This is a genomic window from Salisediminibacterium beveridgei, from assembly GCF_001721685.1.
GTDB lineage: Bacteria > Bacillota > Bacilli > Bacillales > Salisediminibacteriaceae > Salisediminibacterium > Salisediminibacterium beveridgei.
On sequence record NZ_CP012502.1, the window covers coordinates 1,524,050 to 1,542,608 of the forward strand.

The following is an 18,559-nucleotide window of genomic DNA, read 5'->3' on the forward strand; positions in this document are numbered from 1 at the left end:
AGAACCTTTCCTTCGGGGAAGGTTCTTTACGATTGCAAAGAACGACGTGTATGATTAGCTACAGAGGTGAAAAATATGAATAAGAAACAAGTTGTTATCGTTGGAGCAGGTCCTTGCGGGATATCTGCAGCGATTGAATGTGAAAAAGCCGGCTGTGATGTGACCTTGATTGAAAAAGGGAATATTGTAAATGCCCTTTACCATTATCCGACTCATCAACAGTTTTTCAGCACGAGTGAAAAACTTGCTATTGGCGACATTCCTTTTTACAGTACCGAACGTAAACCAAAACGAAATGAAGCATTGGTCTATTATCGCAAAGTTGCAGAAGAATATGACTTACACATCAATGCTTTCGAAGAGGTTCAATCAATCCATCAACAATCTGATGGTAAATTCACAGTTGAAACCAAAAAGAAAAATAATGATATAAAAACTTACCAGTCAGACGCGGTTATTATTGCGACGGGTTATTATGACTCTCCTAATTATTTGGGTGTTCCTGGAGAAGAGCAAAATCATGTTTTGCATTATTTTCATGAAGCTCATCCATTCTTCAATCAGAAAGTTGCGGTCATAGGGGGTAAAAATTCGGCCGTGGATGCAGCACTGGAACTTGAAAAAGCTGGGGCAGAAGTTACTGTCTATTACAGGGACAATGATTATTCATCGAGTATTAAACCTTGGATTCTGCCGGAATTTGAATCATTGGTGCGTCACGGGAAAATTACAATGCACTTCAATACAGCGATTGAATCGATTGGTAAAGATACCATAACCGTCAATCATGAGAAGTTGAATCGCCAGACGTACGATGCCGATTTTGTTTTTGCTATGACCGGCTATCATCCTGATCACTCTTTTATCCGTTCAATGGGTGTGAAGGTTGATGAAGCAAGTGGGCGACCTGAATACGATCCTGAGACGATGGAAACGAACGTACCCGGAATTTACATTGCAGGTGTGATTGCTGCGGGAAACAATGCGAACGAAATCTTTATAGAAAACGGCAGGCATCATGGAGAATTGATTGCGAAATCGATAATAGTATAAGCGCTTTTAGGAGGTTGTTATGAAGCAAGTATTAGTAATTTCAACTGGGGGGACAATCGCCAGTAAGGAAAATGATGAAGGCAGGCTGGAGGCAGGTGCATATTCAGGGGAAGAACTGGCTTTGAAAACCGGGTTACCAAACGATATTAAAGTGATCATTCGCTCAAGTCACCAAAAGCCAAGCTCACATATGCGATTTGAAGATCTTGATGAAATCCGTGCGATCATCGAAAAAGAAGGGTCCAAGATGGATGGATTTGTGATCACGCACGGAACAGATACGTTGGAAGAATCGGCTTTTTATCTGGATATCACATTGCATGATGAACGTCCGGTAGTATTCACCGGTTCACAAAGATCACCGGATGATCTTGGTAGTGATGCTTATATTAACTTACGCCATGCGATTCATGCTGCTGCATCAGATCAAATGAGTGGGACCGGTGTAACGGTTGTCTTTAACGAAAGAATTTTTGCAGCGAAATACGTTAAGAAGGAACATGCTTCAAATATTCAAGGCTTCAATGCGTTCGGGTTCGGTTATCTTGGTATTATTGATCATGATAATGTGTCGGTGTTTCAAAAACCTGTCCAAAAGCAGTTTTATACTGTGAAGGATCAACCGGTACAGGTTGAATTGATTAAATCAACCATGGCAAGCAGCGGGATGTTTATTGAAGCGTGCATAAAAGAACAAGTTGACGGCATTGTGGTCGAGGGATATGGCAGAGGACAAGTTGATCCCGTGATGATCGCTGGAATTGAAAAAGCTCTTGAACAGAATATTCCCGTTGTGATCACCACGTCTTCAGAGGAGGGCGCTGTTTATCCAGTTTATGACTACCCGGGCAGTGCTTATCATCTTCAAACCTGTGGAGCTATTCTCGGTGGTGATTATGATGCCAAAAAAGCAAGGATTGTGCTGATTTGTGCACTTCGTTCCGAGACGGGTATCCGGGACAGTTTTAATGGTCAGTAATTGATGATCATCATTGTTACTGCTTCTTTTGCACCTGCGGTTGCGTTATTGATGTTTTTTTACCTGAAGGACGAATTGGAACCAGAACCGGTCTATCTCGTCATTCGAAGTTTTTTCTTTGGAATGCTGCTGGTGTTTCCTGTTTCTTTTTTACAGTTTGCTATTGGCAGCGAAACAGATATGACAAACACTTTTTTGGTCAGTTTTTTTCATGTAGCGTTAACTGAAGAATTTTTTAAATGGTTTGTCGTCGTCCTGTTTATTTTTAACCATAGTGCGTTTAAGACGAGATACGATGGCATTGTTTATGCCAGTGCCGTATCACTTGGTTTTGCGGCTGTGGAGAATTTATTATATGTCAGTATCAACGGCCTTGAAACTGCAATATACAGAGCTTTATTCCCAGTGACGGTTCACGCACTGGTCGGTGTACTGATGGGATACTATGTAGGTGCAGCAAAATTCAATTTCCGCTTTAAAGCAATATATCTTTTACTTGCCTTGTTAATACCTGCTTTTTTTCATGGGATGTACCATCTTTCCCTTGTCCGATACTCAGCTGTGAATTATGGACTCATGCCGTTTATGATCGTTTTGTGGTTCACTGCATTATATAAAATCAAGCAGGCAAACCAACTGAGTTTATCAGAATATTTGAAGAGAGGCTCCCATTCATTGTATAGTGGAGTGAAGCGCAATGGATACTAATAGCCAGTTATGGTTTTAAAAGAAGGAGTGATCTTGATGCCCGAGACAAAACAGCGATTTAAAGTTGTCATCCGATGTCAGGATTGTGGAGAAAAGTACATCTTGCGAGGGCGCCCAAATGAGGACGGTGGACTCGATACTGGATTTAAACGCTGTGTGTGCGGCAACGAAGTCCATTTTGACATCGATGTTTCGGAAGAAGGGTAATAAGTAGCGGGTGTGAGTGGTTACTCACACCTTTTTCCAACTACATTAAGGGAATATATGTTATATAATTGATTTAATAATCACAATTATATCGATTGAATCAATCGTATATCTGTTCATTATTCATGGTACAATCATAATTAAGAAGGATTGTAATGTTATGTTAAAGGTGGTGATCCGGTGATCAAAATCGGTCAGACCATCCATCTTGAATTGAAAGTGCCGGATGGTGATCAGAAACAACGATATAAAAGCAAACTGCTGGATTATGAACGATCATTTATGTATATTGATTTTCCAGTAGATGAGCAGACGAGCAAGCCGAGTTTTTTTATGGAGGGTACTGAATTTCGTGTTTGGTTTGCAGGGAAAGATAATGCAGTTTATTCTTTTGAAACGCAAATCCTCGGAAAAGTAGACAGGGGAATTCCAATGCTCGTAATGAAAGACCCCGGAAAAGATTCTTATCTTCGTATTCAAAGAAGAGAATATGTTCGTGTCGAAACTGCCCTTGATGTAGCGGTTCATCCGGTTAAAGAAGGAACAAAGCCTTTTACGACCGTCACGATTGATGTGAGTGGAGGGGGAGCAGCCCTTGTCCTGCAATCAAATCATCAACTTAAAGACAGTGAAGTACTCAATTTATGGATCGCAATTCCTTTTAGAATAGGAGGAATTGAATACATTAATACAAAAGCTGAGATCATACGGATTATTGATGGTAAATCACCGATAAAATGCTCTTGTCAATTTATTGATATTGATGAAGGGGATCGACAGAAGATTATTCGCTATGCATTTGAAAAACAGCTCGAACGTAATCGCAGAGAGCGAATTAAATAATTCGCTATGAAGAAAGACGCTAATACGAAAATGTGATAAAATGATGAATATTCCTAATTTTATCATGCCAATTTTTTTATCATAACAGTAAACAGCAGTGAGGGATCAGGATGAAAAAAGTGAATGTTGCGATCGATGGACCTGCCGGAGCAGGGAAAAGTACAGTTGCTAAAATGGCAGCTGAAAAACTGGGATTTATATATATTGATACTGGTGCAATGTATAGAGCGGTTACTTGGAAAGCACTCAATAATCATGTGGATCCACGAGATGATCAAAGCCTTGAAACATTATTAAAGCATACAGAAATACAGCTCACACAAAAAAACGGCTCTCCCCGTGTCATTTGTGATGGTCAGGACGTAACCGAACAGATACGTGATCCGTCAGTTACCAGGAACGTATCATTTACGGCATCTCACCGGAATATCAGGGAAGATCTGGTTCGCCGCCAGCAACAGCTTGCTGCAAAAGGGGGCACGGTAATGGATGGGAGAGATATTGGTACTGCGGTTCTCCCTGATGCAGAAGTCAAAGTATTTCTAACGGCATCTGTAAACGAACGTGCGAGAAGACGGTATGATGAGCAAGTTGCGAAAGGTATTCCAACCGATATTGATGAACTGAAACAAGAAATTGAAAATCGTGATAAGCTTGACACTGAGCGGGAAGTCACGCCATTAAAACAAGCAGAGGACGCTGTTTATCTTGATTCAACAAAACTTTCCATTGAGGAAGTTGTAAAACAGATTTACCAGCTTGCTGTAAAAGGAGCTGATCGATCTTGAACAGAAAGTTATTCCATTTGGGACAAGCGGTATGCAGAATGTTTTTTCGTCTCTTTTACAGGGTAAAAATTCAAGGAAAGCAGAATATTCCCGAGGAGCAAGGCGTTCTGCTGTGCAGCAATCATATTCATTTTTTAGATCCACCCCTAGTAGGTTCATTTCTGAAAAGGGAAACGCGATTCATGGCAAAAGCAGAGCTCTTCGAAGCACCGATATTGAAATCGTTAATTCCTAAATTCGGAGCTTTTCCGATAAATCGTGGTAAAAGTGATCGAAAAGCGATGAGAACAGGCCTCAAACTGCTTAAAGAAGGCGAAATAGTAGGTGTTTTTCCTGAAGGAACAAGAAGCAAAACGGGAGAATTAAAAAAGGGGTTATCAGGAGTCGGTTTCTTCGCCCTTCGTTCCGATGCGGCAGTTGTTCCTTGTGCGGTTATTGGACCATACAGATTATTCAAAACGATTCATATCATCTATGGTGAACCATTAAATATGGATCAGCTTCGTGAAGAAAAGGCTTCTCCTGAAGCAACAACTGAAGCAATTATGCGAGGTATCCAGGATTTAATTGATGCGCATAAAGCGTCTGTTAAATAAGTATTTTCAGAAGTACCTTTCACATTTGTGAGAGATAATGATAAAATGTAACTAGAATACCAAACTACAGGGTTAGGAAACAGGGAGGTTTTTGTCAATGGTAGAAGAAATGAACAATGAAATGGCTGATTTCAACTCTTTGTCTGTCGGAGATGTGACAATGGGTACGGTTTCGAAAGTGGAAGAAAAACAAGCTTATGTGAATGTCGGATATAAAATGGACGGTGTCGTTCCGATTAGTGAGCTGGCAAGTCTGCATGTCGAAAAAGCGAGTGATGTGATCGAGGAAGGCGAAGAATATGAATTCAAGGTCATTAAATTGACAGAAGACGAACTTGTTCTATCCCGACGAGCGGTTGCTGCAGAAAAGTCATGGGATATGATGGAACAGCGCCTCGAAGAGGGGGCTGTGTTTGAAGCAGAGGTCGCCGATGTCGTTAAAGGCGGTCTTGTTGTAGATGTAGGCGTTCGTGGTTTTATTCCAGCATCATTGGTCGAACGTTTCTACGTTGAAGATTTCGCTGATTACAAAGGAAAAACACTGCGCTTGAAAGTTGTTGAATTGGATAAAGAACGCAACAAATTGATTCTTTCACAACGTGCAGTCCTGGATCAGGAAGCGACGGATCGGAAAAAAGAAACTCTTCATTCGATTAAAGAAGGAGACGTTGTTTCCGGCACTGTGCAGCGAATCACCAGCTTTGGTGCATTTGTTGATGTAGGTGGAGTTGATGGATTGGTTCACATTTCACAAATGGCCCATCAGCACATTGAATCGCCTTCTGAGGTTGTATCTGAAGGTGATGAAGTTAATGTTAAAGTTTTATCTGTGGATCCTGACAATGAAAGAATTTCTCTATCTATCAAGGAAACATTGCCTGGACCATGGGAGTCAATTGAGGGGAAAGTAAATCAAGGTGATGTGATTACCGGTACTGTCAAGCGCCTTGTGTCTTTCGGTGCTTTTGTGGAAGTCGCCGATGGAGTTGAAGGACTTGTCCATATTTCACAAATCGCCAATCGTCATATTGGTACACCTGGCGAAGTGCTTGAAGAAGGACAGGAAGTATCAGCTAAAGTACTGGATGTTAATCTTGAGGAAAAGCGTGTCTCTCTCAGTATTCGTGCCCTCGAAGAAGAAGCACAAAAATCTGAGGAAAATGCCCAAAAAGAGGAATTCCAAAAAGAAGAGGATCATTCCGGATTCAGTTTTGGTGATGTCATCGGAGATCAGTTAAAAGATTACCAGAATGACGACAAATAAATAATGTGAATTGCAGGTGAACAGTATGAGTCGTGCGAAACGTAAAATGGATCACATTGAACACGCATTGAACAGCTCTTCATCGCAGTTATCCAGTATGCATGATATCTCTTTTGTTCATCAGGCATTACCGGATCTTGATGTGGATGATGTTTCATTGAATACTCAAATCGGCGAACTATTTATTAGTTCGCCGATTTTCATCAATGCAATGACTGGCGGTGGAGGAAAGGCAACTGAAAAGATAAACAGACAGTTGGCGCAAGTTGCAAATGTTTTTCATATTCCAATGGCGGTTGGTTCTCAAATGGCTGCCATTAAAAATGAAAAGGAACAGCAATCTTACAAGGTCGTTCGGCAGTACCACCCGAGGGGATTGGTCTTTGCCAATGTTGGGAGCGAAGCAACGGTAGAACAGGCGGAGTTCTGTGTCGATTTGCTGGAGGCTGATGCCATACAAATTCATCTGAATGTTATCCAGGAGCTCGTGATGCCAGAAGGAGACAGGTCGTTCAGTGGTGCGTTGAAGCGGATTGAACAAATCGCTTCACACGTCAAGGTACCCGTAATTGCGAAGGAAGTCGGATTCGGTATGAGTCAGGAGTCTGTTAAGCAGTTAATCGATGCTGGTGTTCAGGTAATTGATGTCGGTGGAAGAGGCGGAACGAATTTCTCATGGATTGAAAATCAACGAAGGAATCTGCCATATGATTTTTTTGAAGATTGGGGCATTACAACAGCTGCATCGATTGCTGAAGCCGTGTCTGTTTCAAAACATATTCCTGTTCTTGCAAGTGGGGGAATCAAAAATGCGAGTGATATGACCAAATCAATTGCTTTAGGAGCCCAGTCTGCTGGTATGGCTGGCCAGATTCTCAAATGGCTTAAGGATGACGGGCTGGATAAAACCATTCAACATCTTGATCGCCAGCTTGATGAGATGCGTTCCATGATGACTGCACTAGGTGCTTCATCGATTGAAGAGCTCCAGCAAGTTCCACTTATTATTCGTGGAGACACGCATCATTGGCTGAATGAACGAGGCATAATAACTAAATCTTTTGCTCAACGGGCAATAAAAAGAGATTGAAATGACCGAAAAGACTCCTGAATTTTCTTTGAGGGATCTTTTCGGTTATTCATTCCAATTCAATTTTAGGTTTCAATCTGACTATTCAGCCCGTATAATGATAAGGTGGCAATTTGAAAGAAAGTGGGGAAGTAATTGTGGTTAAACCAGTTTTAGCAATTGTAGGAAGACCAAATGTAGGAAAATCAACACTGTTTAATCGAGTAGTCGGTGAAAGGATTTCCATTGTTGAAGATAAGCCGGGTGTGACCCGTGATCGGATATACAGTTCAGCAGATTGGCTGACGCATGAATTTTTCATCATTGATACCGGTGGGATAGATATCAGTGATGAGCCGTTGATCGAACAGGTTCGTTATCAGGCAGAGCTTGCCATTGACGAAGCCGACGTTATTTGTTTTGTTGTAAACGGAAGAGAAGGAATGACTGCAGCAGATGAAGAAGTTGCGCAGATTCTTCATCGTTCGAAGAAGCCGATTGTTTTGGCAGTGAATAAAATTGATGATCCATCGATGTTTGAAAAATTATATGAATTTTACAGTCTCGGAGTGGGTGAACCCTATCCTGTTTCAGGAACACATGGCCTGGGTCTTGGTGATCTGCTCGACGAAGCTTGCAAATCTTTCCCTGCATTAGAGGAAGATGGATATGACCCTGATACGATTCGTATGAGTCTGATCGGTCGACCGAATGTCGGGAAGTCTTCACTGGTAAATGCAATGCTTGGAGAAGAACGTGTAATTGTCAGTGAAATGGCAGGTACAACACGGGATGCGATTGATACAACTTTTCAAAAAGACGACAAGGATTATGTTGTAATTGATACAGCAGGTATGAGAAAAAGAGGAAAAGTATATGAAAAAACAGAGAAATACAGTGTACTGAGAGCTTTAAAAGCAATTGAAAGATCTGATGTTGTTTTAGTTGTATTAGACGCTGAAGAAGGAATTATCGAGCAAGATAAAAAGATTGCAGGCTATGCGCATGAAGCGGGCAGAGCGATTGTGATAGTTGTCAACAAATGGGATGCAGTTACGAAGGATGATAAAACGATGCTGCGTTTCGAAGAAAAAATACGTCATGAATTTGTGTTTCTTGATTATGCACCTGTAGTCTTCGTTTCCGCCTTGACTAAACGAAGAATGCATACAATTCTGCCTGTTGTGAATGAAGTGAGTGAAGCACATAACCTCAGAGTTCAAACTCACGTATTAAATGATGTCATCGTCGATGCTGTGACCATGAATCCAACTCCCACTGACTCAGGTGGAAAACGTCTGCGAATCAATTATACGACCCAGGTTTCTGTTGCACCACCAACATTCGTAATGTTTGTCAATGATCCTGAATTATTGCATTTTTCCTATCGAAGATATCTGGAAAATCGACTGCGTGAAGCATTTGGATTTACGGGTACACCGATTCATATGATAGCCCGTAAAAAGAGTGATTAATTTCATTTTTTACTGACAAAGGAGCGATTGCTTTGGACTATTTTTATTTTATTATGGCGTTGATTATCGCTTATCTGTTGGGTTCCGTCAGTTTCAGTTATCTGACTGGACAATTACTCAAAAAACTGGATATCAGGGATCACGGAAGCGGCAATGCAGGAGCAACCAATACGTTGCGCGTTCTCGGAACAGGTCCTGCTGTAGCAGTACTGATCCTGGATGCAGCAAAAGGAATTTTGGCAGTGTTTATCGGCTACTTCTTTTCAGGAGCCATGGATCCGGCGATTGCCGGAGCGCTGGCAGGGCTTGCTTCAATTCTTGGACATAACTGGCCTGTTTTTTTCGGTTTCAGAGGGGGAAAAGGAGTAGCAACAACGATTGGAGTCATGGCTACCCTTGTTTTTTTCCCGGCACTTGTATCGGGAGTCATTGCGATTTTGTCCATCGTAATAACACGCTTTGTCTCACTAGGTTCCTTGCTTTTCATTTTTAATACGCTCCTGTTCACCCTTGCAGTCCAATTATTTTCTGAGACGTTTCAGGTTTACTTTCTGCTTGTTTTGGCAGTCATTACCGGACTTTCAATTTGGAGACACCGGACGAATATTGAGCGATTGTTGAATGGCACTGAAAGCAAACTCGGTCAAAAAGTTGAAGTTTAAGGGATTGGAGGAGTTAGCGATGAGTGACGTTACCGTTGTTGGTTCGGGAAGTTGGGGAACAGCACTGTCGATGGTATTGGCGGATAATGGTCATCGGGTTTCCCTATGGAGCAGATCAATTGAACAAGTTGAAGCGATTAATCAGGATCGGCGAAATCCAAAGTATGTCCCCGATATCGTCCTGCCTGAAGGTATAAAGGCCACAGCAGACATGGCAGAAGCATTGAATAATACGGAAGTCGTCGTTGTTGTAGTTCCTACTAAAGCAATGCGTCAGGTATTGCCGGAGATCAGAAAGCATTTGGACAAAGCGGTTCTTTTCGTCCATGCGAGTAAAGGTATTGAACCAGAAACAAATATGAGGATCTCCGAAATTATCGAAGAGGAGATTCCTGAAGCGTTACGAAGAGGTGTTGTGGTTCTGTCAGGACCCTCTCATGCTGAAGAAGTATGTGAAAAGCAGCCAACTACTGTTACGAGTGCATGTGAAGATGATGAGCTCGCAAGAGAAATTCAGGATCTGTTCATGAATAATGACTTTAGAGTTTATACAAACCCGGACGTCATTGGTGTTGAAATGGGCGGTGCTTTGAAAAATATCATTGCGATCGGCGCAGGTATGACTGCTGGTCTCGGTTTTGGGGATAATGCTAAAGCGGCACTGATGACCCGGGGACTCGCTGAAATAGCAAGACTTGGTTTGAAACTTGGCGCAAATCCAATGACATTTGCAGGTCTTGGCGGATTGGGTGATTTGATAGTCACCTGTACAAGCGTCCATTCACGGAACTGGCGTGCAGGTTATGCATTAGGTCTTGGTAAGAGTGTTCAGGAAGTTGAGAAAGATCTGGGTATGGTCGTTGAAGGGATCCGTACAACAAAGGCTGCTTATCAGCTTGCTACGAAACTGAATGTTGAAATGCCGATTACGGAAGAGCTTTACCAGGTTCTGTTTCATGATAAGCCTGTCAATGAAGCAGTAGCTGAACTGATGGGCAGAGTAAAAAAACAGGAAGTGGAAGATTTAAAGCTTGGGGATCCGTTGAATCATCTTGAACCATGAACAGTAAAGAAAACCGGGAACTTCCGGTTTTCTTTTTTCACTTTTAGACAAATAGTCATCTGTTCTTGAAATTGAAACAGAAGTTTATAGCATGCATCATATAATCCTATTGTGCTATAATACAAGTGTTCATAGTAGAAAAGTCAGGAAGGGGAAAAGCCGATGTTTGAGGATGGCATTGCGAAAATGTGGATATCCTTCATATCCATGGGACTCATGTTTTTATCGGTGGTTTTAACGATTTTTGCTAAAGAAAAATTGCGTGGTATACTTCGGTACTCAGTTTTAACCGTCACGTTTATCATGATCATGGTATCCGGTTTGATCATCTTTTTGGTTGTGGCTACCGGACCTGTGCCAGAATAAAGGAGAAATTGTATGAAAAAATTAATACAATTAAATTCATTAATAATTTCAGTTCTCATACTGAGTGGTTGTCTCTTTCCACAGGATCAGAGAGGTGCACAAGATGTACCTTATGAAGATCAACGAGTGGCGGTTGAAAATGCGGTTCATGAATATAGAGAGGTTACAGGAGTTCTGCCTATTGAAACCCGGGAACAGGACACGCCTGAATTTCGACGTTATCCTGTTAATTTCAAAGAATTAAACCCATATTTGTCTCAACTTCCTGTCAATGCTTTTGAGAATGGTGGGGTATATCAATATGTTATATTAAATCCTGAAGAAGAAATGGATGTCAGGCTGCTTGATATCAGAACGTCCAGAGCGATTCAGGAAATTCAACGCAGCATCTATCAGTATCGTTCTGACAATACGTATGCGCCGGTTAAAGAGATCGTTCATGAAGGATTAATGCAACCAGATTATAACGCACTGCAATATGATGAAGAAATCACAGTTCAGAGCCCGTTTTATCCTGATCATCGCTTGCCTGTATACATGGAAACCGATGGTTCACTAATCGTGGATTACCGGATAGATATCATGAAGGTGATTGAAGAGGAGGGGGCAGACGATTATGAACCTGGGGATGATTTACGCTATTTATTAACAGATCATCATCCGGTGGTGCCCGATTACAGTTATCCGATGACAATGAATGATGACGGAGAAATCATTTTTAAAGAGAATTGATCTAACGCAGTAAACACTTTAGTATCAAGTAATCGACTCAAATATCGTCGATTTATGACGAAAAACTATGATAATCTGTCATTCTCGGTAAAATAATCTTAAATATTCCATGAATTCAATAAAAGTTGTTGAATTATTCAGCAGTTTAAGTTAACATAAGCCTTGTTACTCCAATGTTTCAAGCGAATTTATTACTTGAGAAAACGATTGGAGGAAATCCTCTGGGAGGAGGTGAAACAGATGAACAAGACTGAATTAATTAATGCAGTTGCAGAATCAGCAGACCTTTCCAAGAAAGATGCAACTAGCGCGGTTGACGCTGTGTTTGAGGTGATTACAAACTCTCTCAAAAAAGGTGACAAGGTTCAATTAATTGGTTTCGGTAACTTCGAAGTTCGCGAACGTGCTGCCCGTAAAGGTCGCAATCCGCAAACTGGTGAAGAAATCGAAATTCCTGCTAGCAATGTTCCTGCGTTCAAACCAGGAAAAGCCCTTAAAGATGCTGTAAAATAAGTACATAAAGGGCAGATTAATGTAAGAAAAATAAGTGCTCATCAGCAATACGGTTGCTGTGGGCACTTTTTTATACTTTGACATTGGTTGACTCACATTGGTTCCCGGAAATTTATACAAAACTTATACAATCACAAGGCGACTCACTTTGAAATCGGAATTTACTGTGCTACTATTGATATCTGAAGATATACAAATTGGTCTCTGAATGGAGGAAGTCAATATGAGTGGTAACGTCGATCATGAAAAAATTCAGCAAGCGGTGACAATGATTCTTGAAGCGGTGGGAGAAGATCCTGAACGTGAAGGATTGCTTGACACCCCAAAACGGGTAGCGAGAATGTATGAAGAGATATTCGAGGGTCTTCATCAGGATCCGAAAGAACATTTTAAAACGGTGTTCGGTGAGGATCATGAAGAACTGGTACTGGTGAAAGATATTACTTTCCACTCCGTATGTGAGCACCATTTGGTGCCTTTCTTTGGTAAAGTTCATATCGGATATATCCCTAAAGGTGGTCAAGTAACCGGTTTAAGTAAAATGGCGAGAGCCGTCGAATCTATAACGAGAAAACCTCAGTTGCAGGAACGAATCACGTCAACACTTGCTGATTCCATTGTAGATACATTAACACCACTTGGTGTGATTGTTATCGTTGAAGCTGAGCATATGTGTATGACTATGCGAGGAGTAAGGAAGCCAGGTGCAAAAACGGTTACATCTGCTGTTCGTGGAGCTTTTCAACGAAGCGAGGCTGCCCGTGCAGAGGTAATGTCATTAATACGTGATCAAGGATAGAATCATTAAGAAAGGGTGAACCCTATTTATGGCAGACACCGGCGATTATATCGTAATTAAAGCGAATGAAAATGGTGTAAATGTGATTGGTCTGACTCGGGGGACCGACACTAGGTTTCACCATTCAGAAAAATTGGATAAGAACGAAATGATGATCGCTCAATTTACAGAGCACACATCAGCAATTAAAATACGGGGGAAAGCAACAATTCAGACAGCTCATGGTGAAATGACCTCAGATGAGTAAAGCAGACCTCGGTCTGCTTTTTCTTTAGCTGCTCGTGTTACCGCTCTCATTAAAGAATCAACTTCATTCAAGAGAGAATTCGATATACGTTTTGTCAGTGCTTTTGTGATATACTTATGATGTGTCTTGCTGCACAAAGGTAGTAGGGTGATAGAATGGTGTACATTACTTGGATGACATGACACGAAACGGAACCTGGTGATCTTTAAACGATTTAGCTAAGGAAATTGCAGGTCATCTGCTATATTCATTTCTGGGGGACTTGAACATGGTATTAAAACATCAAGATGTGAGTTTCATTCAAAAAGTTATGAGCAGTTTTTATAAAGCTGTTGATCATCGTTATTTAAAACAGTTTCTTGGAGACCCTGAGCTGCATCCTAATGTTATATCTGTGCTCCTCTATCTTTTTGATGACAGCGAAGGTGAATATGAAGATATTCATGACGGGATTCTGACATCGATTCTGGTGCAGAAAGCCTTGGATACGCATGAACAGATTAATCAGCATGGCATCGGGATAGAGAATCTTCGGACAAAACGCCAGCTGACAGTACTCGCCGGGGATTATTACAGCTCTTTATATTATTATATCCTTTCAAGATCAAAAAACGAGTTGTTAATGTATCATCTGTCACTTGGTATTCAGCAAGTGAACGAAGCTAAAATGGTCATTTATCAACACGATAAAAAAGCAAGAAAGCCGGTTTTTGAAGATTTACGAAAAGTGTTTACCGGAATCGCTGAATCGCTTGCCAAAGCATATGACCTGACATCACGATTTACACCTGTTGGGGATTACCTGCTGCTTATGGCACTGAAAGACGAAGAGAAACGTTATCATCAAGAAGGAAACAGTCTGATTTCAGCATACATCGAAAAGACAATGATTTCGTCGGCAGAGGTGAAATCGATTGAAGAAGGATTTCAATCAATCAGAGAGCAATTACTTCTTAACCTTGAACAAGAGATTCCTGACTATGCCGAATTTTGTGCTTATATTGGTATGAATAGTTCTGAGTGGGGATATCATAAATCGTATTGTAATTCATACGCTATGGAGGAAGGATAAGTCATGTCCAATTCAAAAGAAGAACGGGTTCATTCGGTATTTGAATCCATTTCAAGTCAATACGACAAAATGAATGGAATAATCAGCTTTCAGCGCCATGTTGCCTGGCGTAAGGATACCATGAATATCATGAATGTGAAGCCAGGAAATACCGCTTTGGATGTCTGCTGTGGTACAGCAGATTGGACGTTGCATCTTGGAGAGGCAACCGGTGCCGAAGGGAAAGTTGTCGGGCTGGATTTCAGTGAGAATATGCTGTCAGTAGGCAGAGAAAAGGTAATTGAAAGTGAGATGGACCATGTGGCGCTGATCCATGGTAATGCGATGAATTTACCTTTTGATTCAAATACCTTCGATTACGTAACCATCGGATTTGGACTGAGAAATGTTCCGGACTATTTAGCAACCTTAAAAGAGATGCACCGTGTGGTTAAACCAGGCGGTCTTGTTGTGTGTCTGGAAACTTCGCAACCAACTCAAAAAGGATACAAAGAATTATACTGGCTTTATTTTAAGCACATCATGCCGTTGTTTGGCAGGATTTTCGCTAACAGTTATGAAGAATACTCCTGGTTGCAGGAGTCGAGTCAATCATTCCCTGGAAAAGAGGAATTGAAGGATCTGTTTCATCAGGCGGGTTTTTTGAATGTCAAATACAGATCTTATTCGGGTGGTGTTGCAGCCAGCCATTTTGCCGTGAAGCCGCAAGCTGCAAAACCATCGTATTAAAGGAGACAGTCCATCATGAAAAAGCTGAGAGTCATACTCGAAATGATTAAATTTGAACATACCATATTCGCATTGCCATTCGCATTTCTTGGTGCTGTTCTCGGAAGCTTAATTATAGAGGGGAACTGGCCGTCTTTAATGGAATGGGTTTGGATTACCCTTGCTATGATCGGTGCAAGAAGTGCTGCAATGGCCCTTAATCGACTGATTGATGCTCAAATTGATCTGGACAACCCTCGAACAAAAACGCGTGCGATACCTGCCGGTTTACTATCTAAATTGGAGACACTGGTATTTATTGGGGTATCTTTCGCTGTGTTATTTATTGCAGCTTTTCAATTAAATATGCTTGCCGTATATTTACTCCCGGTCGCTGTGTTTTTCCTTGTATTTTATTCGTATACCAAACGGTTCACGTGGCTTTGTCACGTCTTTCTCGGAATGACGATAGGACTCGCTCCTTTAGGCGGCTGGGTTGGTGCCACAGGGACACTGACATGGGAAGCTTTCATTTTGTTTATTGCAGTTGCGTTATGGACTGCCGGTTTTGATGTCATTTACGCGACTCAAGATGCAGAATACGACAAAGAAGTGAATCTGAACTCAATTCCAAGCAGGTTTGGCATTGTCAAAGCACTGCTGATGGCCAAGGGTTTTCATTTGATCAGTTTTACAGCAATGATATCATTGTTTTTTATCGCTCCACTGAGTTGGATTTATTTACTGGGGGTACTGATCGTGGGGGGGATTATGTTTTATGAACATTCTCTGGTGTCTTCAGATGACTTATCAAGAGTGAATGTCGCTTTTTTTACAATGAACGGGATCATCAGTGTCATCATGCTTGTTTTTTCGATTGGTGATTTGATTTTGATCTGACGTTAATGGGGGAAGGATTATGGGGATTCGAATAGGTGAAATTTCTTATACAAATATTTTACCGATGTTTTATTATATGGATCGCGACATGCTACTGGAACAGGGCTGCTCGTTTATACCAGCGATACCATCTGAGCTGAACAGCAGGATGGCCAACGGGACGATTGATGTAGGTGGCATATCGTCTTTTTCATATGGGGAGCATATTCATGATTACGAAATTTTGCCTGACCTTTCTGTTTCATCTCCTGATGCCGTTGGATCTATTTTTTTATTTTCCAAAAAGCCGATTGAACAGCTGTCTGGTGAGAAAATCGCACTGACATCGAGTTCTGCTACCTCCGTGAATTTGCTTAAAATCATTTTGCAGGAATTTTACCATCAATCCGTCAGTTATACCGTTGAAGAACCTGATTACCTGGGTATGATGGAAAGGTATTCGGCTGCATTATTGATTGGTGATGATGCAATCATGGCAAAACGTCATGGCAATGCACACTCGTTTACGTATGATCTGGGAGAAATATGGCGAAAAGAAACGGGATTTCCAATGACGTATGCCGTCTTTGCCGTCAGAAAAAACATTGCCCGGCGTGAACCCGATTTATTAAAAGAAGTTATGAATCAATTCCAGATCAGTAAGAAACGCTGTCAGGATGATCATTATGAGGAAATGATTCAATTTATCCAGTCCAAATTTAATGGAAGCACCCAATTTTGGATGTCTTATTTTGATGGCTTGAATCATGATTTAACAGATACGCATGTTCGAGGCTTATTATATTACTACAGGCTGGCTTATCAAATGGGCTTGCTCGATCATCAGGTGAACAGGCTGGAGATCTGGCACCCAGATTCAACCAGGCAATCTGTTTCGTTAGGTGGTTCAGAATGAAACTCTCAGAGATCTATTTGTATTTGAAGCAGGATATATCAAAAATAGAAAAGGAGATTGAAAATAGTATTGATGCTCAGCACCCTGTCCTGATTCAGGCGTCTTCGCATCTTTTGAAAGCAGGGGGAAAAAGGATTCGACCGGTTTTCGTCCTGCTCGGTGCTCAATTTGGTCAGTATGACCTGGAACGCGTCAAACTGGTGGCTGTTCCACTTGAAATGATACATATGGGTTCGCTGGTTCATGACGATGTTATAGATGATGCTGAATTAAGACGCGGAAGAAAAACAATTAAAGCGAAGTGGGATAATCGTGTGGCGATGTATACAGGTGATTATATGTTTGCCAAAGCGATTGAAATAGCAAGTCAAAGCCAAGAACCCCGTCTACATGAAATTCTGTCTGATGCGATGGTCGAAATGTGTATCGGAGAGGTGGAGCAAATAAAAGATCAGTTTAATGCTGATCAAAATTTGAAAATTTATTTGCGGCGGATTAAAAGAAAAACAGCACTTTTGATTTCAGTAAGCTGTGAACTTGGCGCACTGATTGCTGGCGCTGATCGCCATATCCAAAAATGTTTAAAACGCTATGGCTATTATACAGGGATGGCCTTTCAAATCACCGATGATATTCTTGATTTTGTAGGAACAGAAAAAGAACTCGGTAAGCCTGCCGGGAGTGATTTACTCCAAGGTAACGTCACATTACCGGCTTTATATGCTATGGAACGTGATGCAGAGTTAAAAAATGAGATCACCCACTTCCTGGAGAGTCATGGGACCGACAAGGTAGATATGAATGGTATTATTTCAAAAATCAAGGAAACTGGGGCAGTGAAGGATGCAAAGATCATGTCTGACCTTTATTTGGAAAAGGCTAATGCCGCACTTGAGGAGCTTCCTGATATCCGTGCAAAGCGAGCATTGTCTGAAATTGCTCAATATATTGGGGATCGGAAATTCTGAATACAATATGAACGTTTTTGATGAATCCGAGCGTGTCGTTTTGATATGCTCGGTTTTTCATATTTTTGATAAGCAGATAATTCTTGTTAGTGATCGGAATAACTGATAGAATGATAGCGGTTTCAATATATTGATTAATGCAGGAGGATGAAGAATGGAACAGACATACTTAATGATCAAACCTGATGGTGTAAGTCGCAAACTAACGGGAGAATTGATAAACCGTTTCGAGAAGAAAGGCTTCACACTTCGGGCGGCTAAAATGATAACGATTTCTGAAGAATTGGCCAAAGAACATTATGGTGAACATGCTGATAAGCCTTTTTTTCCGGGGTTAATCAATTTTATTACATCAGGGCCGGTTTTTGCGATGGTCTTGGAAGGTAATAACGTGATTAAAGAAGCTCGTAAAATGATGGGAGCAACCAATCCCGAAGAAGCTTCTCCTGGAACAATCCGGGGGGATTTTGCTACTGAAATGTCTGAAAATATTATTCATGGTTCTGACTCGAAAGAAAGTGCAAAACGGGAAATCAACTTATTTTTTCCAGAACTATAAAGTAAAGAAATTGATGGATTTCATATGGTAACCCTCATGATTTTATGGTAAAACTAGAGAAGATCAGATTTTGCAGAAAAGAGTGACTCTTAC

The 18,559-nt window shown here is 41.2% G+C and carries 23 protein-coding genes; all 23 read left to right on the top strand.

Annotation, left to right across the window (positions count from 1 at the left end; genetic code table 11):
• Positions 1-75: 75 nt before the first annotated feature.
• The 23 genes from BBEV_RS07100 to ndk all read left to right on the top strand — a co-directional run bounded on the left by BBEV_RS07100 (position 76) and on the right by ndk (position 18,466).
• A complete protein-coding gene (locus tag BBEV_RS07100; protein ID WP_069364832.1) occupies positions 76-1,053 on the top strand; it encodes a YpdA family putative bacillithiol disulfide reductase in 978 nt (325 codons plus the stop codon).
• A gap of 19 nt (positions 1,054-1,072) precedes the next feature.
• Positions 1,073-2,032, top strand: a complete 960-nt coding sequence (locus tag BBEV_RS07105) for an asparaginase (protein ID WP_069364833.1) — start codon at positions 1,073-1,075, stop codon at positions 2,030-2,032.
• Between the two features lie 3 nt (positions 2,033-2,035).
• Complete coding sequence (gene prsW, locus BBEV_RS07110; RefSeq protein WP_069364834.1) at positions 2,036-2,740, top strand: glutamic-type intramembrane protease PrsW; 705 nt, start codon at positions 2,036-2,038, stop codon at positions 2,738-2,740.
• Between the two features lie 36 nt (positions 2,741-2,776).
• Positions 2,777-2,947, top strand: a complete 171-nt coding sequence (locus BBEV_RS17595; RefSeq protein WP_198155082.1) for a hypothetical protein — start codon at positions 2,777-2,779, stop codon at positions 2,945-2,947.
• A 180-nt stretch (positions 2,948-3,127) separates the two neighbouring features.
• A complete protein-coding gene (locus BBEV_RS07115; protein ID WP_069364835.1) occupies positions 3,128-3,790 on the top strand; it encodes a flagellar brake protein in 663 nt (220 codons plus the stop codon).
• A gap of 110 nt (positions 3,791-3,900) precedes the next feature.
• Positions 3,901-4,578 carry a (d)CMP kinase gene (gene cmk / locus BBEV_RS07120; protein ID WP_069364836.1) on the top strand — a complete coding sequence of 226 codons (678 nt, stop codon included), beginning with the start codon at positions 3,901-3,903 and terminating at the stop codon, positions 4,576-4,578.
• 38 nt (positions 4,579-4,616) lie between these two features.
• The gene (locus BBEV_RS07125) at positions 4,617-5,174 is read left to right on the top strand and encodes a lysophospholipid acyltransferase family protein (RefSeq protein WP_069366645.1); all 558 of its coding nucleotides are present in this window, start codon (positions 4,617-4,619) and stop codon (positions 5,172-5,174) included.
• A 97-nt stretch (positions 5,175-5,271) separates the two neighbouring features.
• Entirely contained in the window at positions 5,272-6,438 is a 1,167-nt protein-coding gene (rpsA, locus tag BBEV_RS07130) for a 30S ribosomal protein S1 (RefSeq protein ID WP_069364837.1), read from the top strand.
• Between the two features lie 25 nt (positions 6,439-6,463).
• Complete coding sequence (fni, locus tag BBEV_RS07135) at positions 6,464-7,528, top strand: type 2 isopentenyl-diphosphate Delta-isomerase (protein ID WP_069364838.1); 1,065 nt, start codon at positions 6,464-6,466, stop codon at positions 7,526-7,528.
• A 137-nt stretch (positions 7,529-7,665) separates the two neighbouring features.
• Complete coding sequence (gene der, locus BBEV_RS07140) at positions 7,666-8,982, top strand: ribosome biogenesis GTPase Der (protein ID WP_069366646.1); 1,317 nt, start codon at positions 7,666-7,668, stop codon at positions 8,980-8,982.
• A 53-nt stretch (positions 8,983-9,035) separates the two neighbouring features.
• Positions 9,036-9,644, top strand: a complete 609-nt coding sequence (plsY, locus tag BBEV_RS07145; protein WP_069366647.1) for a glycerol-3-phosphate 1-O-acyltransferase PlsY — start codon at positions 9,036-9,038, stop codon at positions 9,642-9,644.
• A gap of 19 nt (positions 9,645-9,663) precedes the next feature.
• A complete protein-coding gene (locus BBEV_RS07150) occupies positions 9,664-10,707 on the top strand; it encodes an NAD(P)H-dependent glycerol-3-phosphate dehydrogenase (RefSeq protein ID WP_069364839.1) in 1,044 nt (347 codons plus the stop codon).
• Between the two features lie 162 nt (positions 10,708-10,869).
• Positions 10,870-11,073, top strand: coding sequence for a DUF2768 domain-containing protein (locus BBEV_RS07155; protein ID WP_069364840.1), 204 nt, complete (start codon positions 10,870-10,872; stop codon positions 11,071-11,073).
• A gap of 12 nt (positions 11,074-11,085) precedes the next feature.
• The gene (locus tag BBEV_RS07160; protein WP_069364841.1) at positions 11,086-11,805 is read left to right on the top strand and encodes a YphF family lipoprotein; all 720 of its coding nucleotides are present in this window, start codon (positions 11,086-11,088) and stop codon (positions 11,803-11,805) included.
• 240 nt (positions 11,806-12,045) lie between these two features.
• Positions 12,046-12,318, top strand: a complete 273-nt coding sequence (locus tag BBEV_RS07165; protein ID WP_069364842.1) for an HU family DNA-binding protein — start codon at positions 12,046-12,048, stop codon at positions 12,316-12,318.
• Positions 12,319-12,541: 223 nt separating this feature from the next.
• Positions 12,542-13,117 carry a GTP cyclohydrolase I FolE gene (gene folE, locus BBEV_RS07170; protein WP_407690245.1) on the top strand — a complete coding sequence of 192 codons (576 nt, stop codon included), beginning with the start codon at positions 12,542-12,544 and terminating at the stop codon, positions 13,115-13,117.
• A gap of 28 nt (positions 13,118-13,145) precedes the next feature.
• Positions 13,146-13,364 carry a trp RNA-binding attenuation protein MtrB gene (gene mtrB, locus BBEV_RS07175; RefSeq protein WP_069364844.1) on the top strand — a complete coding sequence of 73 codons (219 nt, stop codon included), beginning with the start codon at positions 13,146-13,148 and terminating at the stop codon, positions 13,362-13,364.
• A gap of 268 nt (positions 13,365-13,632) precedes the next feature.
• Complete coding sequence (locus BBEV_RS07180; RefSeq protein WP_069364845.1) at positions 13,633-14,436, top strand: heptaprenyl diphosphate synthase component 1; 804 nt, start codon at positions 13,633-13,635, stop codon at positions 14,434-14,436.
• Positions 14,437-14,439: 3 nt separating this feature from the next.
• Positions 14,440-15,165, top strand: coding sequence for a demethylmenaquinone methyltransferase (locus tag BBEV_RS07185; protein ID WP_069364846.1), 726 nt, complete (start codon positions 14,440-14,442; stop codon positions 15,163-15,165).
• 15 nt (positions 15,166-15,180) lie between these two features.
• Positions 15,181-16,044 (top strand): UbiA-like polyprenyltransferase, encoded by an 864-nt coding sequence (locus BBEV_RS07190; protein WP_069364847.1) that lies wholly within the window; start codon positions 15,181-15,183, stop codon positions 16,042-16,044.
• Positions 16,045-16,063: 19 nt separating this feature from the next.
• Positions 16,064-16,939, top strand: coding sequence for a menaquinone biosynthesis protein (locus tag BBEV_RS07195; RefSeq protein ID WP_069364848.1), 876 nt, complete (start codon positions 16,064-16,066; stop codon positions 16,937-16,939).
• Positions 16,936-17,907 carry a heptaprenyl diphosphate synthase component II gene (hepT, locus tag BBEV_RS07200; RefSeq protein WP_069364849.1) on the top strand — a complete coding sequence of 324 codons (972 nt, stop codon included), beginning with the start codon at positions 16,936-16,938 and terminating at the stop codon, positions 17,905-17,907. Before BBEV_RS07195 ends, hepT begins: the two co-directional genes overlap by 4 nt.
• Before the next feature lie 154 nt (positions 17,908-18,061).
• Positions 18,062-18,466 (top strand): nucleoside-diphosphate kinase, encoded by a 405-nt coding sequence (gene ndk, locus BBEV_RS07205; protein ID WP_069364850.1) that lies wholly within the window; start codon positions 18,062-18,064, stop codon positions 18,464-18,466.
• Positions 18,467-18,559: the final 93 nt, after the last annotated feature.

Bases quoted from the DNA above. Each gene is read 5' to 3' on its own strand.
- ndk (WP_069364850.1), top strand. From the start codon at position 18,062: ATGGAACAGACATACTTAATGATCAAACCTGATGGTGTAAGTCGCAAA.
- BBEV_RS07105 (WP_069364833.1), top strand. From the start codon at position 1,073: ATGAAGCAAGTATTAGTAATTTCAACTGGGGGGACAATCGCCAGTAAG.
- mtrB (WP_069364844.1), top strand. From the start codon at position 13,146: ATGGCAGACACCGGCGATTATATCGTAATTAAAGCGAATGAAAATGGT.
- prsW (WP_069364834.1), top strand. From the start codon at position 2,036: ATGATCATCATTGTTACTGCTTCTTTTGCACCTGCGGTTGCGTTATTG.
- fni (WP_069364838.1), top strand. From the start codon at position 6,464: ATGAGTCGTGCGAAACGTAAAATGGATCACATTGAACACGCATTGAAC.
- cmk (WP_069364836.1), top strand. From the start codon at position 3,901: ATGAAAAAAGTGAATGTTGCGATCGATGGACCTGCCGGAGCAGGGAAA.
- BBEV_RS07100 (WP_069364832.1), top strand. From the start codon at position 76: ATGAATAAGAAACAAGTTGTTATCGTTGGAGCAGGTCCTTGCGGGATA.
- plsY (WP_069366647.1), top strand. From the start codon at position 9,036: ATGGCGTTGATTATCGCTTATCTGTTGGGTTCCGTCAGTTTCAGTTAT.
- BBEV_RS07185 (WP_069364846.1), top strand. From the start codon at position 14,440: ATGTCCAATTCAAAAGAAGAACGGGTTCATTCGGTATTTGAATCCATT.
- BBEV_RS07160 (WP_069364841.1), top strand. From the start codon at position 11,086: ATGAAAAAATTAATACAATTAAATTCATTAATAATTTCAGTTCTCATA.
- BBEV_RS07190 (WP_069364847.1), top strand. From the start codon at position 15,181: ATGAAAAAGCTGAGAGTCATACTCGAAATGATTAAATTTGAACATACC.
- BBEV_RS07195 (WP_069364848.1), top strand. From the start codon at position 16,064: ATGGGGATTCGAATAGGTGAAATTTCTTATACAAATATTTTACCGATG.
- BBEV_RS17595 (WP_198155082.1), top strand. From the start codon at position 2,777: ATGCCCGAGACAAAACAGCGATTTAAAGTTGTCATCCGATGTCAGGAT.
- rpsA (WP_069364837.1), top strand. From the start codon at position 5,272: ATGGTAGAAGAAATGAACAATGAAATGGCTGATTTCAACTCTTTGTCT.
- BBEV_RS07125 (WP_069366645.1), top strand. From the start codon at position 4,617: ATGTTTTTTCGTCTCTTTTACAGGGTAAAAATTCAAGGAAAGCAGAAT.
- BBEV_RS07180 (WP_069364845.1), top strand. From the start codon at position 13,633: ATGGTATTAAAACATCAAGATGTGAGTTTCATTCAAAAAGTTATGAGC.
- BBEV_RS07155 (WP_069364840.1), top strand. From the start codon at position 10,870: ATGTTTGAGGATGGCATTGCGAAAATGTGGATATCCTTCATATCCATG.
- BBEV_RS07165 (WP_069364842.1), top strand. From the start codon at position 12,046: ATGAACAAGACTGAATTAATTAATGCAGTTGCAGAATCAGCAGACCTT.
- folE (WP_407690245.1), top strand. From the start codon at position 12,542: ATGAGTGGTAACGTCGATCATGAAAAAATTCAGCAAGCGGTGACAATG.
- hepT (WP_069364849.1), top strand. From the start codon at position 16,936: ATGAAACTCTCAGAGATCTATTTGTATTTGAAGCAGGATATATCAAAA.
- BBEV_RS07150 (WP_069364839.1), top strand. From the start codon at position 9,664: ATGAGTGACGTTACCGTTGTTGGTTCGGGAAGTTGGGGAACAGCACTG.